The organism is Lacrimispora xylanolytica (assembly GCF_026723765.1).
Classification (GTDB): Bacteria; Bacillota; Clostridia; order Lachnospirales; family Lachnospiraceae; genus Lacrimispora; species Lacrimispora xylanolytica.
Genome location: NZ_CP113524.1, coordinates 2,385,512 through 2,404,443, shown reverse-complemented (window position 1 = coordinate 2,404,443; position 18,932 = coordinate 2,385,512). Strand labels below are relative to the sequence as shown.

Sequence of the window (18,932 nt, the reverse complement as noted above, 5' to 3'; positions counted from 1 at the left end):
TGATGTTTCCTCTCGTTGGTAAGTATATCCATTTTACCCTGTTGCATAAGGAAAGTAAAGAGAATTGTTTCCTTAAAATAAACATCTAACGTTTAAGAAGAAAAATTCAACGAAAATTGCAAAAACATTCATATGTAAAATTTTGTGCTAATATAGCAATATGTGGTGGTGATAATGATGAATATATCTGGGATTGCTGTCGGATTTTGTAATTGGATGAATAAGATAAGTCCAAAAAGTCAAGACGAAAACAAAGTGATTCAATATGGAATGGAATTATTGCTGGATAATATGATAAAGTTCGCCTTAATTCAATTAATTGGTATTTTTATTGGAAAGGGCTTTGAAACTTTTATTATATTATCATCCTTTTGCGGTCTAAGGCTTCAGGCTGGAGGCATTCATGCCAAAACCGGCTTGGGCTGTGGAATCAGCATGGTCCTGGTATGGGCAGTTTCTCTGTTGGCAGACAATTGGTTTAATATACATATTTCCGTACTGCCTCTGATATTTGCTGCGTCCACATTGGTGATTCTGCTTTGTGTTCCCCGCACCATCAATATTGAGTATTTCAGTTCTCAGGACAAATTACAAAAGAAGATATTTTCCTTTGTAGTATTGATTGTTTTGATGGCGTTAGCCTCAATCTTTCCGTCAATCAGAGAGCTGATTATGGTACCTGTTATTTTGGAAGTATTGACATTACTTCCCCAAAATAAAAAAATATAAAAAGGAGAGTACAAGGGATGAAGAAAACATTGATTGAAAGAGTTCAGAAGGCTTTAGTAAAGGTGTCCTTAAATTCGGTGGGGAGAAGTATACCTGCTGGAATTTATGAAAGAAAAATCCCGGTAGAAGTATTAAAAGCTCGCGATGCAAAATAATGATTTTAGACAGATTAGAAAAGCGGTAAAAGCAACTATAAGCAAGATGTCCGGTATGAGTATGTAAAAAGGCTAAGGCCAGGGATAATGAAAAAGCTAGATTACTTCAAACAGTGTGAGTAGCTGTTTGATGAATTAATTAAATTGCACTGAATAACTAAGGGGGAAATAATGATTTGATTGACAAGGCGTCAATACAATCATTGTTTTATAAGTTGTTCAGTGCAATAGTAGTTATAGTCCGTGATTTTATAAATGGATATGACAATAGGGTGAATGAGTTAATAAAGAATTGGATAAACGGAATAATTGCTTTGTGTACATGTGGTAAAAGGAATTAGGAGAACGTATTCATGAGAAGGTCTTTGTTTCAGAAGTTTCTCAATTTGGATGAAAAAAAGTCAGCTGCCTCTGCGGAGAAAAGGGTACTCTCTAAGCGCAGAAGAAAAATTTTGATTCCAGAGAAATATTATATTGAGGTGATAACCAACGTTCCCGGGAGAAAGGCTGTAGTAGAGCTTTCTGATAATTAAAAAGAAAATCTTACAGTGTGGGACGATATATGGCAGGTCCAAGAAAGAATGAAATATTCTTTCTTGGACCTGCTTTTTGTATATTAACAAAAGAATAGTCACACATCATATGGTCTGGAATAACTGACTCTCTTTCTTAAGGGAGGTTATGCTGGTATTTATTATGATAACAAGCAATTTATTCCCTGATGTTTAGGGGGCAATATTGGGTCATAACATGATTATTTACAGATATTATATGCTGATGTTAGAATTATTTCAGGAGATTCCTGAATTTTATTAACAATATCGGAAGGAGGGCTGAACAGATCATGGGGGGATACTCCTGTTTCAATTAACAGTAAGGGGATTATTATGAAGATGGAGGAGAAGGAATGTATTTGAAGAGAAGAATAAGAAAAAGCTTTGTTGCATTGACAGGTATTTTAATTATAATCAGCGGATCGCCAGGGATGACTGCCAATGCAGAAAATATGTTTTCCAAACAATCTTATGGAGGACTGGAAAATACGTCTGACAGGGCACTGACAGCCGTTACGACCAATCAGGGAGTATTGGTAAGCTGGCGGTATTATCCGGAAGATGGAAGTGGAACGGAATTTACGCTAAAGCGTAACGGACTGGAAGTGTATCGTGGGAGCAATACTAATTATTTTGACCGGCAGGGAAGGGCAGGAGACAGATATAGTTTAGAAGATAACTCGGGCAGGAATCGTATTGGTTTAACAACTTTAGCGTGGAAGCAGGAATATTTGGAGCTGACTCTTAAAGCACCCGATTCTCAGACCATGCCGGACGGCTCTGTCACAGATTATACGGCCAATGATATGTCTGTGGGAGATTTAAATGGAGACGGACGGTTGGAGCTTATTGTCAAATGGTATCCTGATAACGCTCAGGACAATTCCATTGACGGGTATACGGGAACCACCTTTTTGGATGCCTATGATATTGATACGGGCACAGGCGCCGCTAATCTGATGTGGAGAATTGATTTAGGAGTTAATATTCGTTCTGGAGCTCATTATACCCAGTTCCAGGTTTGGGATTATGACGGCGATGGTTGTGCAGAGGTGATGGTAAAGACTGCCGATGGTTCAACCACCTACCAGAATGTAAATGGAAGTTTAAAGGAAACCGGGCACGTGGGTGCTGTCAGTGCGAAAGCGCTTCCAACGAATAAAATCAGCGAAAAATATGATTTTCGCAGCTCCAGCGGAAGAATCGGAAGGATTGTAAAGGGCGACGAGTACTTAACTGCATTTGACGGCAGGACAGGAAAAATCATTGATACCACAGCTTATCTTCCTTCCAGAGGAATCTACAATGCACAAACAGGAATCTGGGATACCTCCATGTGGGGGCTGGACAGCAAGGGAAATAAAGAACCTCAGGGATATGCAAACCGGGTGGATCGTTTTCTGGCGGCTACGGCATATCTGGATGGAACGAATCCAAGTGCTGTATTCTGCCGTGGCTATTATGGAAGAACAGCAATTGCTGCATGGGATCTAAAGAATGGGAAGCTGACGAGAAAATGGCTGTTTGATGTGCCTACAGGTGACAAATATGCAGGTCAGGGAAATCACAATCTTTCTATCAATGATGTGGATGGTGATGGAAAGGATGAAATCATCTACGGATCTCTGACGCTTGACCATGATGGAAAACCCAAATATACCACTGGCCTCGGTCATGGGGATGCCATGCATGTCAGTGACTGGAATGATGACGGAAGACTGGAAGTGTTCCAGGTACATGAAGAGAAAAATGCCCAGTATCATGTGGAACTTCACGATGCCCAAACAGGAAAGATACTATGGGGATATCAGTATGGCAAGGATACGGGACGTGGCGTAGCTGCTGATATAGATCCAAGATATCCTGGTGCGGAAATGTGGGCAGCTGTTAATGCAATTACCTACAATGCCAAAGGAGAACGGATATATGAGGAAGGAATCAAGCCAAGCCAGAATTTCTCCATATTCTGGGATGGAGATCTGCTTATGGAATTATTTGATTCCAATAATTCCACACAGTTGATTCCTCAGGTTCAAAAGTGGGATTATGAAAACAAGAAAACAGATGTACTCATCCAGATGAATGGTACTCTTACGAATAATGGAACAAAATCAAACGCTTGTCTTGTAGCAGATATCATAGGAGACTGGAGAGAAGAAGTGATTGTCCGTGACGCGCAGGACAAGAATAAAATCAGGATTTACAGTACTCCCATTGAAACCTCTTATCGGGTTCCCTGTCTTTTAACGGACCGGGCTTACAGGGAAGGTGTGGCTTGGCAGAATACGGCGTATAATCAGCCTGCCAATTTAAGCTATTTATTATCCAGCGGAATCAAAGTGCCGGAGATGACTGCAAAACAACTTAATTCACAATCCTTGGAATTAAACTGGACTGAAGGAAGTGATGGGAAATACGGGCACCAGATCACTGGCTATGCAGTATTTCGCGCCGAGCCAGGACAGGATTTCAGACAGATTGGTACGGTAGGAGAAGGCACCCGGTCTTACCGGGATTCTGGATTGACACAGGGAGTGGAGTACCGCTATCAAGTAGCTGCTATTGTAGATGGCGTTTCCTCCTTCCGATCATTTCCGGTTACAGGAAAAACACAGTAGTATTATTAAATGTAGCAAAGTAGTTTGCTAGGTAGTTTGCAAAGAGCGTATCGAAAGGAAAAGGGTGCCGCTTTCATGGCTATGAAACAACTGTGAGAGCGGTACCCTTTTCATCTTTCTTTATTGAATTTCCTCCAAGTAAAGCTTTGGTTCTGCCACCATGGAGTAATTAGTATGGTAAATGACAAAGCCGGGAGCGGCACCAGTCACCTTTTTAATCTGTTTTTTCTGGATATAATCCACTTCAACTTTGTCGCTGTCCCTGCCTTTAGAATAGTAAGCGGCCAGAGCTCCAGCTTCTTCGTATACCCGGTCCGGCAAATCCTTACCTTCCGATTTTACAATAACATGGGAGCCTGGGATTCCCTTTGCATGAAACCACCAGTCATTGCCGGTTGCCACCTTGAATGTCAGTTCTTCGTTCTGATAATTGTTTTTTCCTACATAGATATGGAAGCCGTCGGATGAGATGTAATGAAATGGTTTACTGGTCACCTTCGGCTTTTTATCACCAGCACGGCGATGCTTGACATAACCGTACTCCATCAGCTCTTCTTTAATCTGAACCAAATCTTCTTCTTTCAGAGCAATATCCAAAGCTGCGCTCACGGATTCCAGATGATCAATTTCCTGTCTGGTTTCCTTGATCTGTTCTGTAACAGCCTCAAAGGTACGCTTCAGCTTATTATATTTATCAAAAAACTTTTGTGCATTTTCCTTTGCGGATAGCTGGTCGTCAAGAGGAATGGTAATCTCTTCGTTGGTATAGTAGTTTAAACAGGTGAATTTTTTCTCCCCGCCGGACAGCTCATATCCATAAGTGTTTAAAAGCTCTCCATATACCTTGTATTTGTCTTTTTTCTCTGTATCCTTAAGCTGTTTTTCCTGTAGGTCAAACTTTTTATAGTTTCTCTCCAGTGCCGTCTGAACAATTTTACGAAGGTCCACGGACTTTTGACGAATTCTTGTAATGGTATTTTTAGAAGCATAATAGCTTTCTAACAATGAGCTGATGGATGTAAAAGAAACTGCCTCGTAGCCGTCACCTTCATAACAGGTCATAGGAAGTGCAGAAAATTCCACAGGCTCATCCTGGCGGTAAATGATATTAGGCGAAAATTTCTCCTGCCTGATATCTTCCATAAGATGAGAGAAGGTCCGGTATAGATGAATCATCTCCATTTCAGACAGCTCGTTAGCTGAATGGTCACCGTCAATAGACGCCAGGTGGCAGAGCTCGTGGCCCATAATAGGGCTAAAGCCAGTGAGCTTTAAATACAAGGCTTTTTGTATAGGGGCTGGCGTTGTGCCAATGGTCTTAATAAACTCCTCCTGGGTGATGGTGAGAGGATCTCTTTTCTCAGTGGTCTGGGGGATAAAGTAGGTTCTGCCAGGAAGTACCTCCCGTACAGAGCTTACCTGGGCGGATATATGCTTGATGCTGTCTAAGATCATATCTTCCTCATTGCAGAAGATGATATTGCTGTGCTTGCCCATGATTTCAATGATAAGTTTTTTTACACGCTTGTCCCCTAATTCGTCTAAATGTTCAATCTCCAGACATAGAATACGTTCCAGTCCAGGCTGACTTATCTTTAAAATACGGCCATTTCCGATGTGTTTTCGCAAAAGCATACAGAAATTAGGCGCGGTCAAGGGACTTTGCTTGTTGGATTCTGTAAAGTAGACCAGTGGAAGACTGGCGCTGGCGGAGATTAAAAGCCTCCATGTATTTTTCTGATTTTTAATCGTAAACAGCAGTTCGTCTTTTTCGGGCTGGGCGATTTTTGCGATTTTTCCACCTTCCAGCCGGTTTTTCATTTCTGCTGCGAGATTAGCCATAACAATTCCGTCTAAAGCCATTGTATTATTTCCTCCGGTAAAAGTCTGATTAAAATAAGGATAGTATACCACAAAAACGCGGTTGTGTAAAATTTAAAACCAATTGACTTGTTTTTTATTATGACTTATAATGGTTAATATCTATGGCGAAAGAGAGGCATTTGCAATGATTAAGAGCATGACAGGTTTCGGCAGGTACGAGACCGTCACGGATGAATATAAGATTTCCGTCGAGATGAAAGCTGTAAATCACAGGTATTTGGATTTAAGCGTAAAGATGCCGAAAAAGTTTAATTTCTTTGAAGCAGGAATCAGAAATCTGTTAAAGAATTATATACAGCGGGGTAAGGTTGATGTTTTTATCAGCTACGAGGATTATACAGAGAATAAGCTGTGTTTAAAGTATAACAGCGCTCTGGCCGCTGAATATATGGATTATTTCGCAAAGATGGAGGCAGAGTTCGGAATCCAGAACGATATTAAGGTATCTGCCCTGGCAAAATGCCCGGAGGTTCTTACCATGGATGAGGTTCCTGAAGATGAGGACCAGATGTGGAAGCTCCTTTCTGAAACCATTGAAGAGGCTGCAAAGCGTTTTGTGGAAACCAGAATCACCGAAGGCGAGACCTTGAAGAATGACCTTCTTAAAAAGCTTGGACTGATGAACGACCTTCTTAACTTTATCGAGGAACGCTCTCCAAGGATTCTTATGGAATACCGTGCTAAGCTTGAGGACAAGGTAAAAGAACTGCTGGCTGGTGCTTCCATTGATGAAGGAAGGATTGCCACAGAAGTTACGATATTTGCTGATAAAATTTGTGTGGATGAAGAAACCGTTCGGTTAAGAAGCCACATTGATAATACCCGGACAGAACTGGAAGCTGGGGGAAGTGTAGGAAGGAAACTGGATTTCATCGCACAGGAGATGAACCGGGAAGCCAACACCATTCTTTCCAAGGCCAATGATCTGGAGATCTCTGACAAAGCGATTACGTTAAAGACCGAGATTGAAAAGGTTAGAGAGCAGATCCAGAATATTGAATAGGGAGTGTAACAGATTCATGAATGAGCAAGGCATGTTGGCAGTAGTATCCGGTTTTTCAGGGGCTGGAAAAGGAACTCTTATGAAGGAACTCCTGAAACGATACGATAATTATGCGCTGTCCATATCTGCTACCACCAGAAGCCCGAGAGAAGGGGAAGCTGATGGGAGAGAATATTTTTTTGTAACAGAAGAATCCTTTCGGGACATGATTGAGAAAGATGCCCTGATTGAATATGCCCAGTATGTAAAACATTTTTACGGAACTCCCAAGGAATATGTTTTAAATCAGATGAAACAGGGCAAGGATGTTATTCTGGAAATTGAAATCCAGGGAGCACTTAAAATCAAAGAACGTTTTCCTGAGACTATTTTGATTTTTGTTATGCCGCCAAACGCAGAGGAATTAAAGCGCAGGCTGATTGGAAGGGGCACGGAGAGCATGGAAGTAATCAACGCCAGGCTGAAACGGGCTGCAGAAGAAGCAGAGGGAATGGAAGCGTATGACTATATCCTCATCAATGACAAAATTGAAACCTGCGTGGAAGCAATGCACCAGATGATACAGGTCCAGCATAACCGGGCATCCAATAATACGGCATTTTTATCCCACATTCGGGAAGAATTAAAGAATATATAGTTGACTTAGAAAGGGGAACAAAGATGTTACATCCATCTTATTCAGATTTGATTAATGTAGTAAACAGTGAGGTTGAACCAGGAGATGCTCCTGTTGTCCAGAGCCGTTATTCTATCGTGATTGCAGCTGCGAAAAGAGCAAGACAGATCATTGGAGGTTCTGAACCTTCTGTACCGGGATACGGTAAAAAACCGCTTTCTGTTGCCGTAGAAGAGCTGTATGAAGGCCAAGTGAAGATTTTGAGCGAAGCGGACGCAACAGAAGAAGACGATAATTAAGAAGAAGGCCGTCTCCCTTTTGGTAGATGGCTTTTCTCATATACGAATATTTACGACAGGAGTTTTAGGATGAAATTATTATGTGTTTCACTGGGCTGTGACAAGAATCTGGTTGATACGGAGATGATGCTGGGCCTTTTAAATAAAGACGGATATACCTTTACGGATGATGAATATGAGGCAGATGTTATTGTAGTTAACACCTGCTGTTTTATCGGAGATGCAAAGGAGGAAAGCATCAATACCATACTGGAGATGGCTCAAAGAAAGGTAGACGCAAAATGCAAGGCACTTATTGTAACAGGTTGTCTTGCTCAGCGATATAAGCAGGAGATCATTGATGAGATTCCGGAAGTAGATGGAATTCTTGGAACCTCCACCTATGACGAAATTTCCAATGTGTTAAGGGAAGCTTTAAGCGGCGTAGAACACGTGCAGCGTTTCCACGATTTAGACGGAATTCCAGAGGTGGAGACTGGACGAGTTCTTACCACCGGAGGTCATTATGCATTCCTTAAAATTGCGGAAGGCTGTGATAAGCACTGTACTTACTGTATTATCCCTACCCTTCGTGGAAACTACCGCAGCGTTCCTATGGAGAGACTTTTAAAGGAAGCTCAAGAACTGGCTGAAAAAGGAGTAAAAGAGCTTATTTTAGTTGCACAGGAAACCACACTTTACGGCGTGGACCTCTATGGCAAAAAGTCTCTTCCTGAACTGCTGAAGAAACTTTGCCGTATCTCAGGCATTCAGTGGATCAGAATTCAGTATTGCTATCCAGAGGAAATTACAGATGAGCTGATTCAGACCATGAAGGAAGAAGCGAAGATCTGCCATTATCTTGACCTGCCGATTCAGCATGCCAGTGATCGTATTTTAAAGCGCATGGGACGAAGAACGACTCAGGATCAGCTTCGTGGAATTGTGGAAAAGCTTAGAAAAGAAATCCCGGACATTGCCCTTCGAACCACACTTATTTCTGGTTTCCCTGGTGAAACAGAAGAAGACCATGAAGAACTCATGGGATTTGTAGATGAGATGGAGTTTGAACGTCTTGGAGTATTTGCATATTCTGCAGAAGAAGATACACCAGCGGCTGGTTTCCCGGATCACGTAGATCAGGAAGTGAAAGAAGACCGCCGTGATGAAATTATGGAGCTTCAGCAGGAAATTTCATTAGAGCATTCAGAGTCTATGATTGGAAAGACCGTTGAAGTTATGATCGAGGGTAAAGTGGCAGATGAAAATGCTTATGTGGGACGTACTTATATGGATGGACCTGGTGTGGATGGTATGATATTTGTCCAGACCGGTGTAGAACTGATGTCAGGTGATTTTGCCAGGGTTCGGGTTACCGGAGCTATGGAATATGATTTGATGGGAGAGTTGGAAGATGAATTTACCGAATAAGCTTACGATTTTAAGGGTTATCATGATTCCGTTTTTTGTTTTATTTCTTCTGTTAGAGGGTGGCACGAATGTTACTTACCGCTGGATTGCGGCGGCCATATTTGTGATTGCAAGCTTTACGGATATGTTAGATGGAATGATTGCGAGAAAATATGGACTGGTAACAAATTTCGGAAAGTTTATGGACCCGTTGGCAGATAAGCTTTTGGTCTGTTCTGGCCTGATTTGTTTTACCGCATTGAATCAGCTTTCAGCCTGGATCGTTATCGTTATTATAAGCCGTGAATTTATTATCAGCGGTTTCCGTCTGGTGGCTTCTGACAACGGCGTAGTGATTGCGGCAAGCCAATGGGGGAAATTTAAAACAGTCTCCCAGATGGTCATGTCTGTTCTTCTTATTGTAAATATACCGCTGCTATCACCGGTTACAGCCGTGTTTATCTGGCTTGCAACCATACTTACGATCGTATCGCTGGTTGATTATATTGTAAAAAATTATAAGGTTCTTACAGAAGGGAGCATGTAATCATTATGGTTGTCGAACTTGTTTCAGTTGGAACGGAGCTATTGCTCGGAAATATTGTAAATACGAACACTCAGTACCTTGCACAAAAGTGTGCTCTTTTGGGATTATCCATGTATCATCAGGTAACGGTGGGTGACAACCGGGAACGTTTGTCCCAGGTGGTGGAGACTGCCTTAAATCGTGCAGATGTAGTGATTTTAACCGGTGGTCTTGGACCAACGGAGGATGATCTGACAAAAGAGGTCTGCGCTGAAGTTATGGGATTTTCATTAGCGGAAGATACCCATACCAGAGATCGGATCAGCGAGTATTTTAAAAACAGTATTTATAAAGAGATACCGGACAACAATTGGAAACAAGCCATGACTCCTCAGGGGGCCATGGTTCTCGACAACCATAATGGTACGGCTCCTGGTCTGATTATGGAAAAGGACGGGAAAACAGCAATTTTACTGCCCGGACCTCCAGGTGAATTAAAGCCTTTGTTTGAGGAACAGGTATTTCCTTATTTACAGAAGCATCAGCCGGAAGTGATTCGTTCCCAGATGATTAAAATTTGTGGTCAGGGAGAGAGCCAGGTGGAAGACAAGCTGCTTGATTTAATTAGTTGCCAGTCAAATCCTACCATTGCTACCTATGCTAAGACAGCTGAGGTGCATTTACGGGTCACGGCCAAAGCTTCCAGTGAAGAAGAGGCAAAGGAGCTTTTAAAGCCTGTTGTAAAAGAGATTAAGAGTCGTTTCGGCAATGATGTCTATACCACAAAGGAAGAAGAGACCTTAGAAATGGCAGTGGTCCGTCTTCTGAAAAAACATGAATTAACAGTGACAACGGCAGAATCCTGTACAGGCGGTCTGATTTCAGGCCGTATCGTCAATGTGTCGGGAGCTTCCCAGGTGTTTCGGGAAGGGTTTGTCACTTACTCCAATAAGGCAAAGAGAAAGCATCTCAATGTAAATAAAAGCACTCTGAAAAAATACGGTGCCGTTAGCAAGCAGACGGCAAAAGAGATGGCGTTAGGCGGTGTCTTTGCTACAGGTGCGGATGTTTGTATTGCCGTGACAGGAATTGCAGGACCAGTATCCGAAGGAGAGAAGCCTGTGGGACTGGTGTATATTGCCTGCTATCTGAAAGATAAGGTGAAGGTGGAAGAATACCACTTTAAAGGAAATCGTGAGAAAATCAGAGAGCAGTCAGTTGTGAAGGCTCTGGATTTATTAAGGCGGTCGATTCTTACCAATTACAATACGTGACAGATTCCGAAAGGAGATATAATTTGGATACCCGATTACTGAAAAAACAGATGACAGCAGCTTACCAGTATTCCTATGTAAGGCTTGCACTGAATTACTATACTCTATTTGAAGCTTTAGAAGAAGAGCTTCTTGTTTCTCCCCAAATTTCTGATTGCAGAATACGTCTGAATCAGCTTCTTTCTCATTATTATTCCGGTGAGGATGTACTTGAGGAAGTTTTGAAGCTTAGAGAAGATATTACTGGTAAGGTTGAGGTAATGACTTCCTATGCAGATTGCTTTCAGATCTATGAATACGTATTAAACCGCATGGAGAGAAAGTTTAATTCTATGCCAGAAAGCTCTCTTTCTGATGATGAATTTGCAAAGCATTTGATGGAGTACATTACTGGGTCCAGCGAAACAGCTGTGATGAATGGAAGAATCAAAGAGGTAATTGGTCAGTTACCAGTCCGGTTGACAAAACAGAAATTTTTCAGTCTGGTTATGGAGGGGTTATCGGTATATATCGGTTCTTCCATGGAAAGCCTTAAAGATATGATGTATACGCTCCGCACGGAATCCATGGTACAGCTTCCAAAAGATATGGGCCTGGGATATGAGGAGTTCTTTCAGCTTCTGGAGCAGCTTCAAAAAACCGATTATAAGAATATGACAGCAGAAGGCTTTGAGGGTGCTATGGATAAGCTTTTAGATGCATCCGAAGGGCTTACAAAGGAATCTGGTTTTTATGTGATGATTCAGGAAATTGTGAATGATTTTTGTGTTCTTTTAATGGCTGGAAGAGATGCTGTTGTGGATGTGAAGGAAGAGGAGCTTTACTCCTCCATTGTAAAAGAAGTTCTGGAACAATCTCATAAGGAGGAAGGTTCTTTTGGATCCGATGAGCTTTTTCATAAGCTCACTCAGATGGAAGGCCGACAGGAAGCGTTCTTTGAACGGTATTTAAAGACTGAGCTTCCCCAGGAGAGTGAAGAATGGAACAGGGATCCGGATTATATAAGAGCAGTTAATGTAGATCGACTGCTGTCCGGAAGCAGTTTTGCAGAATTAAAGTACTTATCTTCTCAGGAAGAATCCGAAAAGACAGAGGAAGGGGAATTGGTAGACCGTATTCTTCTGGAAAAAGAAGCAGGTGCGTATTTTAAAGAACTGGAAGAAGTTTTTGCCGGGTCTTCCAAACAAGTGGTGCGTGCCATAATGGCGAAGGTTTTATCAGACCTTCCTGTGTACTTTGGTTCGATGGATGAAATTCAGTCGTATATCACAGGAAGTCTTACAAGCTGTCTTGACGAAGCGGAAAAAGAAACCTGCAAGGAATTATTGGAAGAGCTGATGGATGATGAAAATAAGCTGGTTTGACCGTCTGTACGTAGGCGAAAAGGCCAAGAAGAAACGGTACAAAATTATACAGGGAATTCGTAAATCAAAGCCAAGACCTGATATTTATGTGATTATGCCCGCTTCAAATGGGAATAATATACTTGATATCTACCCCACTGCGGAGCTGTTTGCCCCATTTTTTAAGCTGGATGATGTTCTTATATTAGGCATTGCAGCCGATTACTGGGAAGCATTGGAGGTGGCCGGGCGAATGGTTTACGACATGTACCGGATAACAGGTGGCTTCGATCTATCCGCCTTTTTGGAAGAGGAAGCCGGTAAGGTGTGAGGTGTCCATGCTTCATATAATTTTAATGATATTAAAAATCTTAGGACTTCTTTTGCTGGTCATTCTGGGACTTGTTTTGGCGGTTCTTCTGGCCGTGCTTTTTGTACCTGTCAGGTATCGTGGTTCTGGTTCCTATTATGAGGAAGGAAAGGGAAGTGTCGGTATATCCTGGTTGCTACATATCCTTTCCATACGGCTGCGTTACGATAAGAGCCTGACGGTAACGGTTCGTTTATTCGGATTTCGAATTTTAAAGCAAAAAAAACTGGACAGAGAACTGGAAGAAGCAGAAGATATTATGGTTCATGCCATGGAAAGAATCGAGCCGGAGCCCGTAAAGGATGCCAAAGAGATGAAGGAGGAAGTTCAGGAGGAAATACAGGAACGTCCTGAACACATTCCACCAGCCAAAAAAGAAGTGAAAACAAAAAAAACTCCCTTTTATAAAACATGGTGGGAGAATGTGAAGCGAAGAGTCCTTAGGTTTTTCGCAAAACTTAAGTTTTTTTTTCACAGAGTATATGATACACTGAAGACAGTAAAAGATAAAAAAGATGAAATTTTTTCCTGGATTAACAATGAGAATAACAAAAAAACAGTAAAGCTGCTTTTAAGGCAAGGGAAAAAACTCATCCGTCACGTTCTCCCCTTAAGGGGAAAAGGAAGTATTACATTTGGATTTGATGACCCTTATCTGACAGGTCAGGTGTTGATGTATGCAAGTGTGGTCTACCCGTTTTGTCATAAGCATCTGGATTTATATCCGGTCTTTGACAGTGCGGTGTTTCAGGCAGAAGGAACATTTCGCGGAAGGATTCGGCTGGGTACAGTGCTGATGATAGGACTGCGTATGCTGATGGATAAAAACTTCAGAATTCTGTTGAGGAAATGGCTTCGATAAAGGAGGAATTGCTTTCGATGGCAGAGAATAATTTTACATCTACGGTAGAGGCCCTGTTTAAAGGGATGGATGCCTTTGTAGCGACGAAAACAGTAGTGGGAGATGCAGTTAAGGTTGATGATGCAATCATTCTACCCCTGGTTGATGTGACCTGTGGCATGGCTGCCGGTTCTTTTGCAGAAAACGCAAAACAGCGGGGAGCAGGCGGAATGCACGCGAAGATGAGCCCCAGTGCCGTTCTGATTATTCAGAATGGAGTAACAAAGCTGGTAAACATCAAACAGCAGGATGCAGTTACTAAGATTCTTGACATGGTTCCTGATTTTGTGAATAAGTTTGCCGGAGGCTCAAAAGAGGTCTCTTCCGATGCGCTAAAAGTAGCAGAAGAAATGGCTGCCGCACAGGAGAAGGAAAAAGGAGAGGAATAAGCAGGGGATAAGCCGCATAGGATATCATATAGCTGAATGAATTGAGGGATGATATGAGAAGAGTATGCGGGCTTATGCTGTTCTGTTTCGGAGCAGGTATGGCGATCCTGCTATTTATCCCGGCGACAATCGTTACGATCTTGTTCATTATTGGATGTCTGGTATTGGGATATAATCTGTTCTGCTGTTGAGAGAGCATTGCCATAAATCATAAAAGGGGGACTGGTCATGAGAAACCGTCCCCCTTTAAAAATTTATTATATAGGGGAGTTCGTAGAACTTTCCTATATAATAAAAAAATACCCCTGACTGTAACCAGCCAGGAGTTTCCTTCGATTAAGCTCTTTCAACTAATCCGGATCTTAAGCAGGAAGTACATACGTACATCTTCTTAGAGCCGCCTGTAACCTTCACCTTAACGGACTTTACATTTGCTTTCCACATCTTATTGGATCTTCTATGGGAATGGCTCACTGCGTTACCAAAGTGAGCAGCTTTTTCACAAATTGTACATTTAGCCATGATTGCACCTCCTTAAAAGCTACTTGGATTTTTTATGGTTGAAAAATCCACAACAAGTGTATGATAACAGAAAACACCATGATTTGCAAGTGAAAAATAAAAATTTGTTTCTTTTTTTGGAAAAATCATGTATAATCAAAACAGACAGAAAGAACGGAGGTAGAGACTATGAAGGGTTATATCAATAATAAACTGGGCGAAATCCAGGTAAGCCCTGATGTTATCGCTATGTATGCCGGAACTACTGCGGTAGAATGCTTCGGTATTGTCGGTATGGCGGCTGTCAGCATGAAGGATGGACTCGTAAAGCTTTTAAAGCGGGAGGGCCTGACTCACGGAATCAATGTGAATATTCAGGACAACCATATTATCATTGATTTCCATGTAATTGTTGCATATGGAATCAGTATTTCTGCAGTAGCTGATAATCTGATTGAAAATGTAAAATACAAAGTAGAAGAATTCACCGGAATGACGGTAGATAAAATTAACATCTACGTTGAAGGCGTAAGAGTGATCGATTAAGGAGGAAACTACCTGTGGGTATGAAGTATATAGACGCCAAAATGCTGCAGAAGGCATTTCTGGCAGGTGCAAAAGGGCTGGAAGCCAAGAAAGAATGGATTAATGAATTAAATGTGTTTCCAGTACCGGATGGAGATACCGGAACGAATATGACCATGACAATTATGTCAGCGGCCAAGGAAGTTGCCGCCATTGAAAATCCAACCATGGAAACTTTGGCAAAAGCAATTTCTTCCGGTTCTTTAAGAGGAGCCAGAGGAAACTCAGGCGTAATTTTATCCCAGTTGTTCCGTGGCTTTACAAAAGAGATATCCGGAACAGAGCAGGTGACCACAACAGTTTTAGCCAACTCTTTTGTAAGAGCTACGGAGACTGCTTACAAAGCAGTAATGAAGCCGAAGGAAGGTACCATTCTTACCGTAGCAAAGGGTATGGCGGATAAAGCGGCAGAACTGGTGACTGAGACAGAAGATGTAATCGAATTTTGCCAGAAGGTGATTGAACACGGAGATTACGTTTTAAGTCAGACTCCTGAGATGCTCCCTGTATTAAAGCAGGCAGGCGTTGTGGATTCCGGCGGACAGGGCCTCATGCAGGTGGTAAAGGGAGCCTTTGACTGCCTTATGGGGAAAGAGGTTGACCTTTCAGTAGAAGGAAGCAGCCAGCTGTTCCAGACCAGAACGGAAACCGCTCACCTGGGAGATATTGATATTAAATTCGGCTATTGTACCGAGTTTATTGTTAATCTGGAAAAACCATACGACGAAAAGACTGAACTGCAATTCAAAGACTATTTAGAATCTATTGGCGATTCTCTGGTAGTCGTTTCTGATGATGATATGGTAAAGGTTCATGTTCATACCAATGATCCTGGGCTTGCCATTCAACGGGCTCTTACTTACGGCTCTTTATCCCGTATGAAGATTGATAACATGAGAGAAGAGCATCAGGAGAAGTTAATTAAAGAGTCAGAAAAACTGGCGGAGCAGCAAAAAGCAGAAAGAGAGAAAAAGGCGGAACCAAGAAAGCCTTATGGATTTATTTCTGTTTCTGCAGGTGAAGGGCTTGATGAGATTTTCCGTGGTATTGGAGCCGATTATCTGATCGAAGGCGGCCAGACCATGAATCCAAGTACCGAAGATATGTTAAATGCCATTGACCGTGTAAATGCCGATACGGTCTATATTCTTCCTAACAATAAGAATATCATCCTGGCAGCTGAGCAGGCAAAGGGACTGGTAGAAGATAAAAAGGTAGTTGTGATTCCGTCAAAGACCATTCCTCAGGGAATTACTGCAATTATCAATTTTGCGGCAGATCTTTCTCCGGAAGACAATGAAAGAAATATGATTGAAGAAATGTCCAGAGTAAAAACCGGACAGATTACTTATGCAGTGCGCAATACTGTGATTGACGACATAGAGATCCAGGAAGGCGATATCATGGCTTTGGGTGATGACGGTATTCTGGCAGTTGGAAAAGACATAGAATCTACTGTGCTACATTCCCTTAAGTCAATGGTAGAAGAAGAATCTGAGCTTGTGACTATTTACTATGGAAAAGATGTAAACCAGGACGATGCCAATGTTTTAAAAGAGAAAGCAGAGGAGATTTTCTCTGCCTGTGAAGTAGAGCTTCACGCGGGTGGGCAGCCCATCTATTATTATCTGATTTCAGTGGAATAAGGTATATTATTTCCCGGGCAGACGGGATTTCGTCTGCCCGGATTTTTGCTATTTAAAATGAACCTGGAGGTGTATGTTCCATGAACCGTGAACCCATTGATACCTTAAAGGGAATTGGAGATAAAACCGGAAAATTGTTTCATAAAGTGGGAGTGGAAACGGTGGAAGATCTCCTGGAATATTATCCAAGAGCTTACGATGCCTATGAGGAGCCGTCATTGATTGGAGATTTAAAGCCGGACCGTGTCATGACTGTGGCAGGAATGCTTTATAAAACTCCGGATGTAAAACGTTACAGTCATATTCAGGTAATTACAACGACTTTAAAGGATGCTACGGGGACCCTTGCCTTGACCTGGTATAATATGCCTTATCTACATTCCACTCTAAAGGCTGGTATGAGGGCAATTTTCCGTGGAAGAATCGTAAAGAAAAGCGGCCGCCTTACCATGGAGCAGCCGGAGGTATTTACTCCAGAGGCTTATGAGCAGGTCGTTCACTCCATGCAGCCGATTTATGGACAAACCAAGGGACTCAGCAATAAAACGGTGGTCAGAGCTGTAAAACAGGCCTTGGAGAATCGTATGATGGTTCGGGATTATATGCCTGCCGATTTAAGAAAGAAGCATGAACTGGCGGAATATAATTTTGCCATTGAACATATACATTTTCCGGAAGACCGGAAAGAACTGCTGTTTGCCAGAAAAAGACTGGTATTTGATGAATTCTTTTTATTTTTAATGGCAGTCAGGAGACTAAAGGAGCAGAGAGAAGATAAAAAAAGTAAGTTTTCTTTCCAGCTTTCTCCTACTGTGGAAGAGATAAAGGAACGCCTTCCTTATTCGCTGACAAAGGCCCAGGAAAATGTGCTGAAAGAAGTTTATAAAGATATTTCCGGAGGCCAGGTAATGAATCGTCTGGTACAGGGTGATGTTGGATCCGGTAAAACCATTATAGCCATTCTGGCACTTCTGCAAGCTGCTTATAACGGATATCAGGGAGCTCTTATGGTACCAACTGAGGTATTGGCAAAACAGCATTTTGAATCCATGACAGAGCTTTTTGAGGCTCATGGAATCGAGAAGGTACCAATCCTTGTTACCGGATCTATGACCGCAAAGGAAAAGAGGATTGCTTATGAAAAGATCGCTTCTCACGAAGCCGATATCATTGTAGGCACCCACGCTCTCATTCAGGAAAAGGTGGTATATGATAAGCTCGCCCTTGTAATTACGGACGAACAGCATCGGTTTGGAGTCGGGCAAAGAGAGCTGCTTGGAAAAAAAGGAGAAGAGCCTCACGTGCTGGTCATGAGTGCAACTCCTATTCCACGGACCCTTGCCATTATTATTTATGGGGATCTGGATATTTCAGTCATTGATGAATTGCCAGCAAACCGTCTTCCAATTAAAAACTGTGTGGTAGATACAGGATATCGGAAGAAAGCCTATGAATTTATTCGCCAGGAAGTTGCTGCTGGCCGTCAGGCCTATGTCATCTGCCCTATGGTGGAAGAGAGTGAGATGATAGATGCCGAAAATGTAGTGGATTATACAAAGGTTCTTAAAGGAGAACTTCCAGGCATTGCAGTAGAATATCTCCATGGGAAGATGAAACCAAAAGAAAAAAATAAGATTATGGAGAGATTTGCCAGCGGGGAGATAAAAGTCTTAGTATCCACTACTGTAATTGAAGTAGGAGTTAATGTACCGAATGCTACCGTAATGATGATTGAAAATGCAGAACGGTTTGGTCTGGCTCAGCTTCATCAGCTAAGAGGTAGAGTTGGCCGTGGAAAACACCAGTCCTATTGTATCATGGTGAATAGTTCTGATCAGGACGGAATAAAGGAGCGGCTTGACATTCTAAACAAATCAAATGATGGCTTTTTTATTGCTTCTGAAGATTTAAAGCTTCGTGGACCTGGTGATATTTTTGGTATTCGGCAAAGCGGTGATCTGGAATTTAAGCTGGGTGATATTTTTACGGATGCCAATATCTTAAAAACGGTATCTGAGGAAGTAAAGCTGCTATTTCAAGGTGATCCAGAGCTTCATAAAGAAGAGCATCATGAACTTAAGATTCGATTGGAAGAGTATCTGGCTAAGAGCTATGATAAGCTGAATCTATAATAGAATTATTTATAGTGA

General features: G+C 42.0%; 19 protein-coding genes. 17 read left to right on the top strand and 2 right to left on the bottom strand.

Features of this window, described 5'->3' with window-relative positions; all coding sequences use genetic code 11:
• The first annotated feature begins 174 nt into the window (after nt 1–174).
• From OW255_RS11375 to OW255_RS11360, 4 genes are all read left to right on the top strand, one after another.
• Nucleotides 175–729 (top strand): accessory gene regulator B family protein, encoded by a 555-nt coding sequence (locus OW255_RS11375; protein WP_268114161.1) that lies wholly within the window; start codon nt 175–177, stop codon nt 727–729.
• A gap of 17 nt (nt 730–746) precedes the next feature.
• Nucleotides 747–884, top strand: a complete 138-nt coding sequence (locus tag OW255_RS11370) for a hypothetical protein (protein WP_024835808.1) — start codon at nt 747–749, stop codon at nt 882–884.
• Between the two features lie 353 nt (nt 885–1,237).
• Complete coding sequence (locus OW255_RS11365) at nt 1,238–1,417, top strand: hypothetical protein (RefSeq protein ID WP_024835809.1); 180 nt, start codon at nt 1,238–1,240, stop codon at nt 1,415–1,417.
• Between the two features lie 380 nt (nt 1,418–1,797).
• Complete coding sequence (locus OW255_RS11360; RefSeq protein WP_268114160.1) at nt 1,798–4,056, top strand: rhamnogalacturonan lyase family protein; 2,259 nt, start codon at nt 1,798–1,800, stop codon at nt 4,054–4,056.
• Nucleotides 4,057–4,176: 120 nt separating this feature from the next.
• On the opposite strand, the gene OW255_RS11355 is transcribed toward OW255_RS11360, so the two are convergent.
• Entirely contained in the window at nt 4,177–5,919 is a 1,743-nt protein-coding gene (locus OW255_RS11355) for an Rqc2 family fibronectin-binding protein (RefSeq protein WP_024835811.1), read from the bottom strand.
• A gap of 145 nt (nt 5,920–6,064) precedes the next feature.
• Here OW255_RS11355 and OW255_RS11350 point away from each other — a divergent pair, with 145 nt between their 5' ends.
• The 10 genes from OW255_RS11350 to OW255_RS11305 all read left to right on the top strand — a co-directional run bounded on the left by OW255_RS11350 (nt 6,065) and on the right by OW255_RS11305 (nt 14,050).
• On the top strand, nt 6,065–6,943 hold the full coding sequence (locus OW255_RS11350) for a YicC/YloC family endoribonuclease (RefSeq protein ID WP_024835812.1): 879 nt from the start codon (nt 6,065–6,067) through the stop codon (nt 6,941–6,943).
• Between the two features lie 16 nt (nt 6,944–6,959).
• Complete coding sequence (gene gmk / locus OW255_RS11345) at nt 6,960–7,580, top strand: guanylate kinase (RefSeq protein WP_024835813.1); 621 nt, start codon at nt 6,960–6,962, stop codon at nt 7,578–7,580.
• A 23-nt stretch (nt 7,581–7,603) separates the two neighbouring features.
• A complete protein-coding gene (gene rpoZ, locus OW255_RS11340; RefSeq protein WP_024835814.1) occupies nt 7,604–7,858 on the top strand; it encodes a DNA-directed RNA polymerase subunit omega in 255 nt (84 codons plus the stop codon).
• Between the two features lie 69 nt (nt 7,859–7,927).
• Complete coding sequence (gene rimO / locus OW255_RS11335; protein WP_024835815.1) at nt 7,928–9,268, top strand: 30S ribosomal protein S12 methylthiotransferase RimO; 1,341 nt, start codon at nt 7,928–7,930, stop codon at nt 9,266–9,268.
• Nucleotides 9,252–9,794 (top strand): CDP-diacylglycerol--glycerol-3-phosphate 3-phosphatidyltransferase, encoded by a 543-nt coding sequence (gene pgsA / locus OW255_RS11330; protein ID WP_024835816.1) that lies wholly within the window; start codon nt 9,252–9,254, stop codon nt 9,792–9,794. Before rimO ends, pgsA begins: the two co-directional genes overlap by 17 nt.
• 5 nt (nt 9,795–9,799) lie before the next feature.
• On the top strand, nt 9,800–11,047 hold the full coding sequence (locus tag OW255_RS11325) for a competence/damage-inducible protein A (protein WP_268114159.1): 1,248 nt from the start codon (nt 9,800–9,802) through the stop codon (nt 11,045–11,047).
• 23 nt (nt 11,048–11,070) lie between these two features.
• A complete protein-coding gene (locus OW255_RS11320) occupies nt 11,071–12,411 on the top strand; it encodes a hypothetical protein (protein WP_268114158.1) in 1,341 nt (446 codons plus the stop codon).
• Nucleotides 12,389–12,721, top strand: coding sequence for a hypothetical protein (locus OW255_RS11315; RefSeq protein WP_268114157.1), 333 nt, complete (start codon nt 12,389–12,391; stop codon nt 12,719–12,721). The genes OW255_RS11320 and OW255_RS11315 overlap by 23 nt, the downstream gene beginning before the upstream one ends.
• Before the next feature lie 7 nt (nt 12,722–12,728).
• On the top strand, nt 12,729–13,622 hold the full coding sequence (locus tag OW255_RS11310) for a DUF2953 domain-containing protein (protein ID WP_024835820.1): 894 nt from the start codon (nt 12,729–12,731) through the stop codon (nt 13,620–13,622).
• Between the two features lie 17 nt (nt 13,623–13,639).
• The gene (locus tag OW255_RS11305) at nt 13,640–14,050 is read left to right on the top strand and encodes a GerW family sporulation protein (RefSeq protein ID WP_026891390.1); all 411 of its coding nucleotides are present in this window, start codon (nt 13,640–13,642) and stop codon (nt 14,048–14,050) included.
• Nucleotides 14,051–14,386: 336 nt separating this feature from the next.
• Here the strand turns inward: OW255_RS11305 and rpmB are convergent, their stop codons facing one another.
• A complete protein-coding gene (gene rpmB, locus OW255_RS11300; protein ID WP_024835822.1) occupies nt 14,387–14,572 on the bottom strand; it encodes a 50S ribosomal protein L28 in 186 nt (61 codons plus the stop codon).
• 168 nt (nt 14,573–14,740) lie between these two features.
• Between rpmB and OW255_RS11295 the strand changes: the two genes are divergently transcribed.
• The 3 genes from OW255_RS11295 to recG all read left to right on the top strand — a co-directional run bounded on the left by OW255_RS11295 (nt 14,741) and on the right by recG (nt 18,914).
• Entirely contained in the window at nt 14,741–15,097 is a 357-nt protein-coding gene (locus OW255_RS11295; protein ID WP_024835823.1) for an Asp23/Gls24 family envelope stress response protein, read from the top strand.
• 14 nt (nt 15,098–15,111) lie between these two features.
• Nucleotides 15,112–16,782, top strand: coding sequence for a DAK2 domain-containing protein (locus tag OW255_RS11290; RefSeq protein WP_268114156.1), 1,671 nt, complete (start codon nt 15,112–15,114; stop codon nt 16,780–16,782).
• Nucleotides 16,783–16,862: 80 nt separating this feature from the next.
• Nucleotides 16,863–18,914 carry an ATP-dependent DNA helicase RecG gene (gene recG / locus OW255_RS11285; protein WP_268114155.1) on the top strand — a complete coding sequence of 684 codons (2,052 nt, stop codon included), beginning with the start codon at nt 16,863–16,865 and terminating at the stop codon, nt 18,912–18,914.
• Nucleotides 18,915–18,932 lie beyond the last annotated feature (18 nt).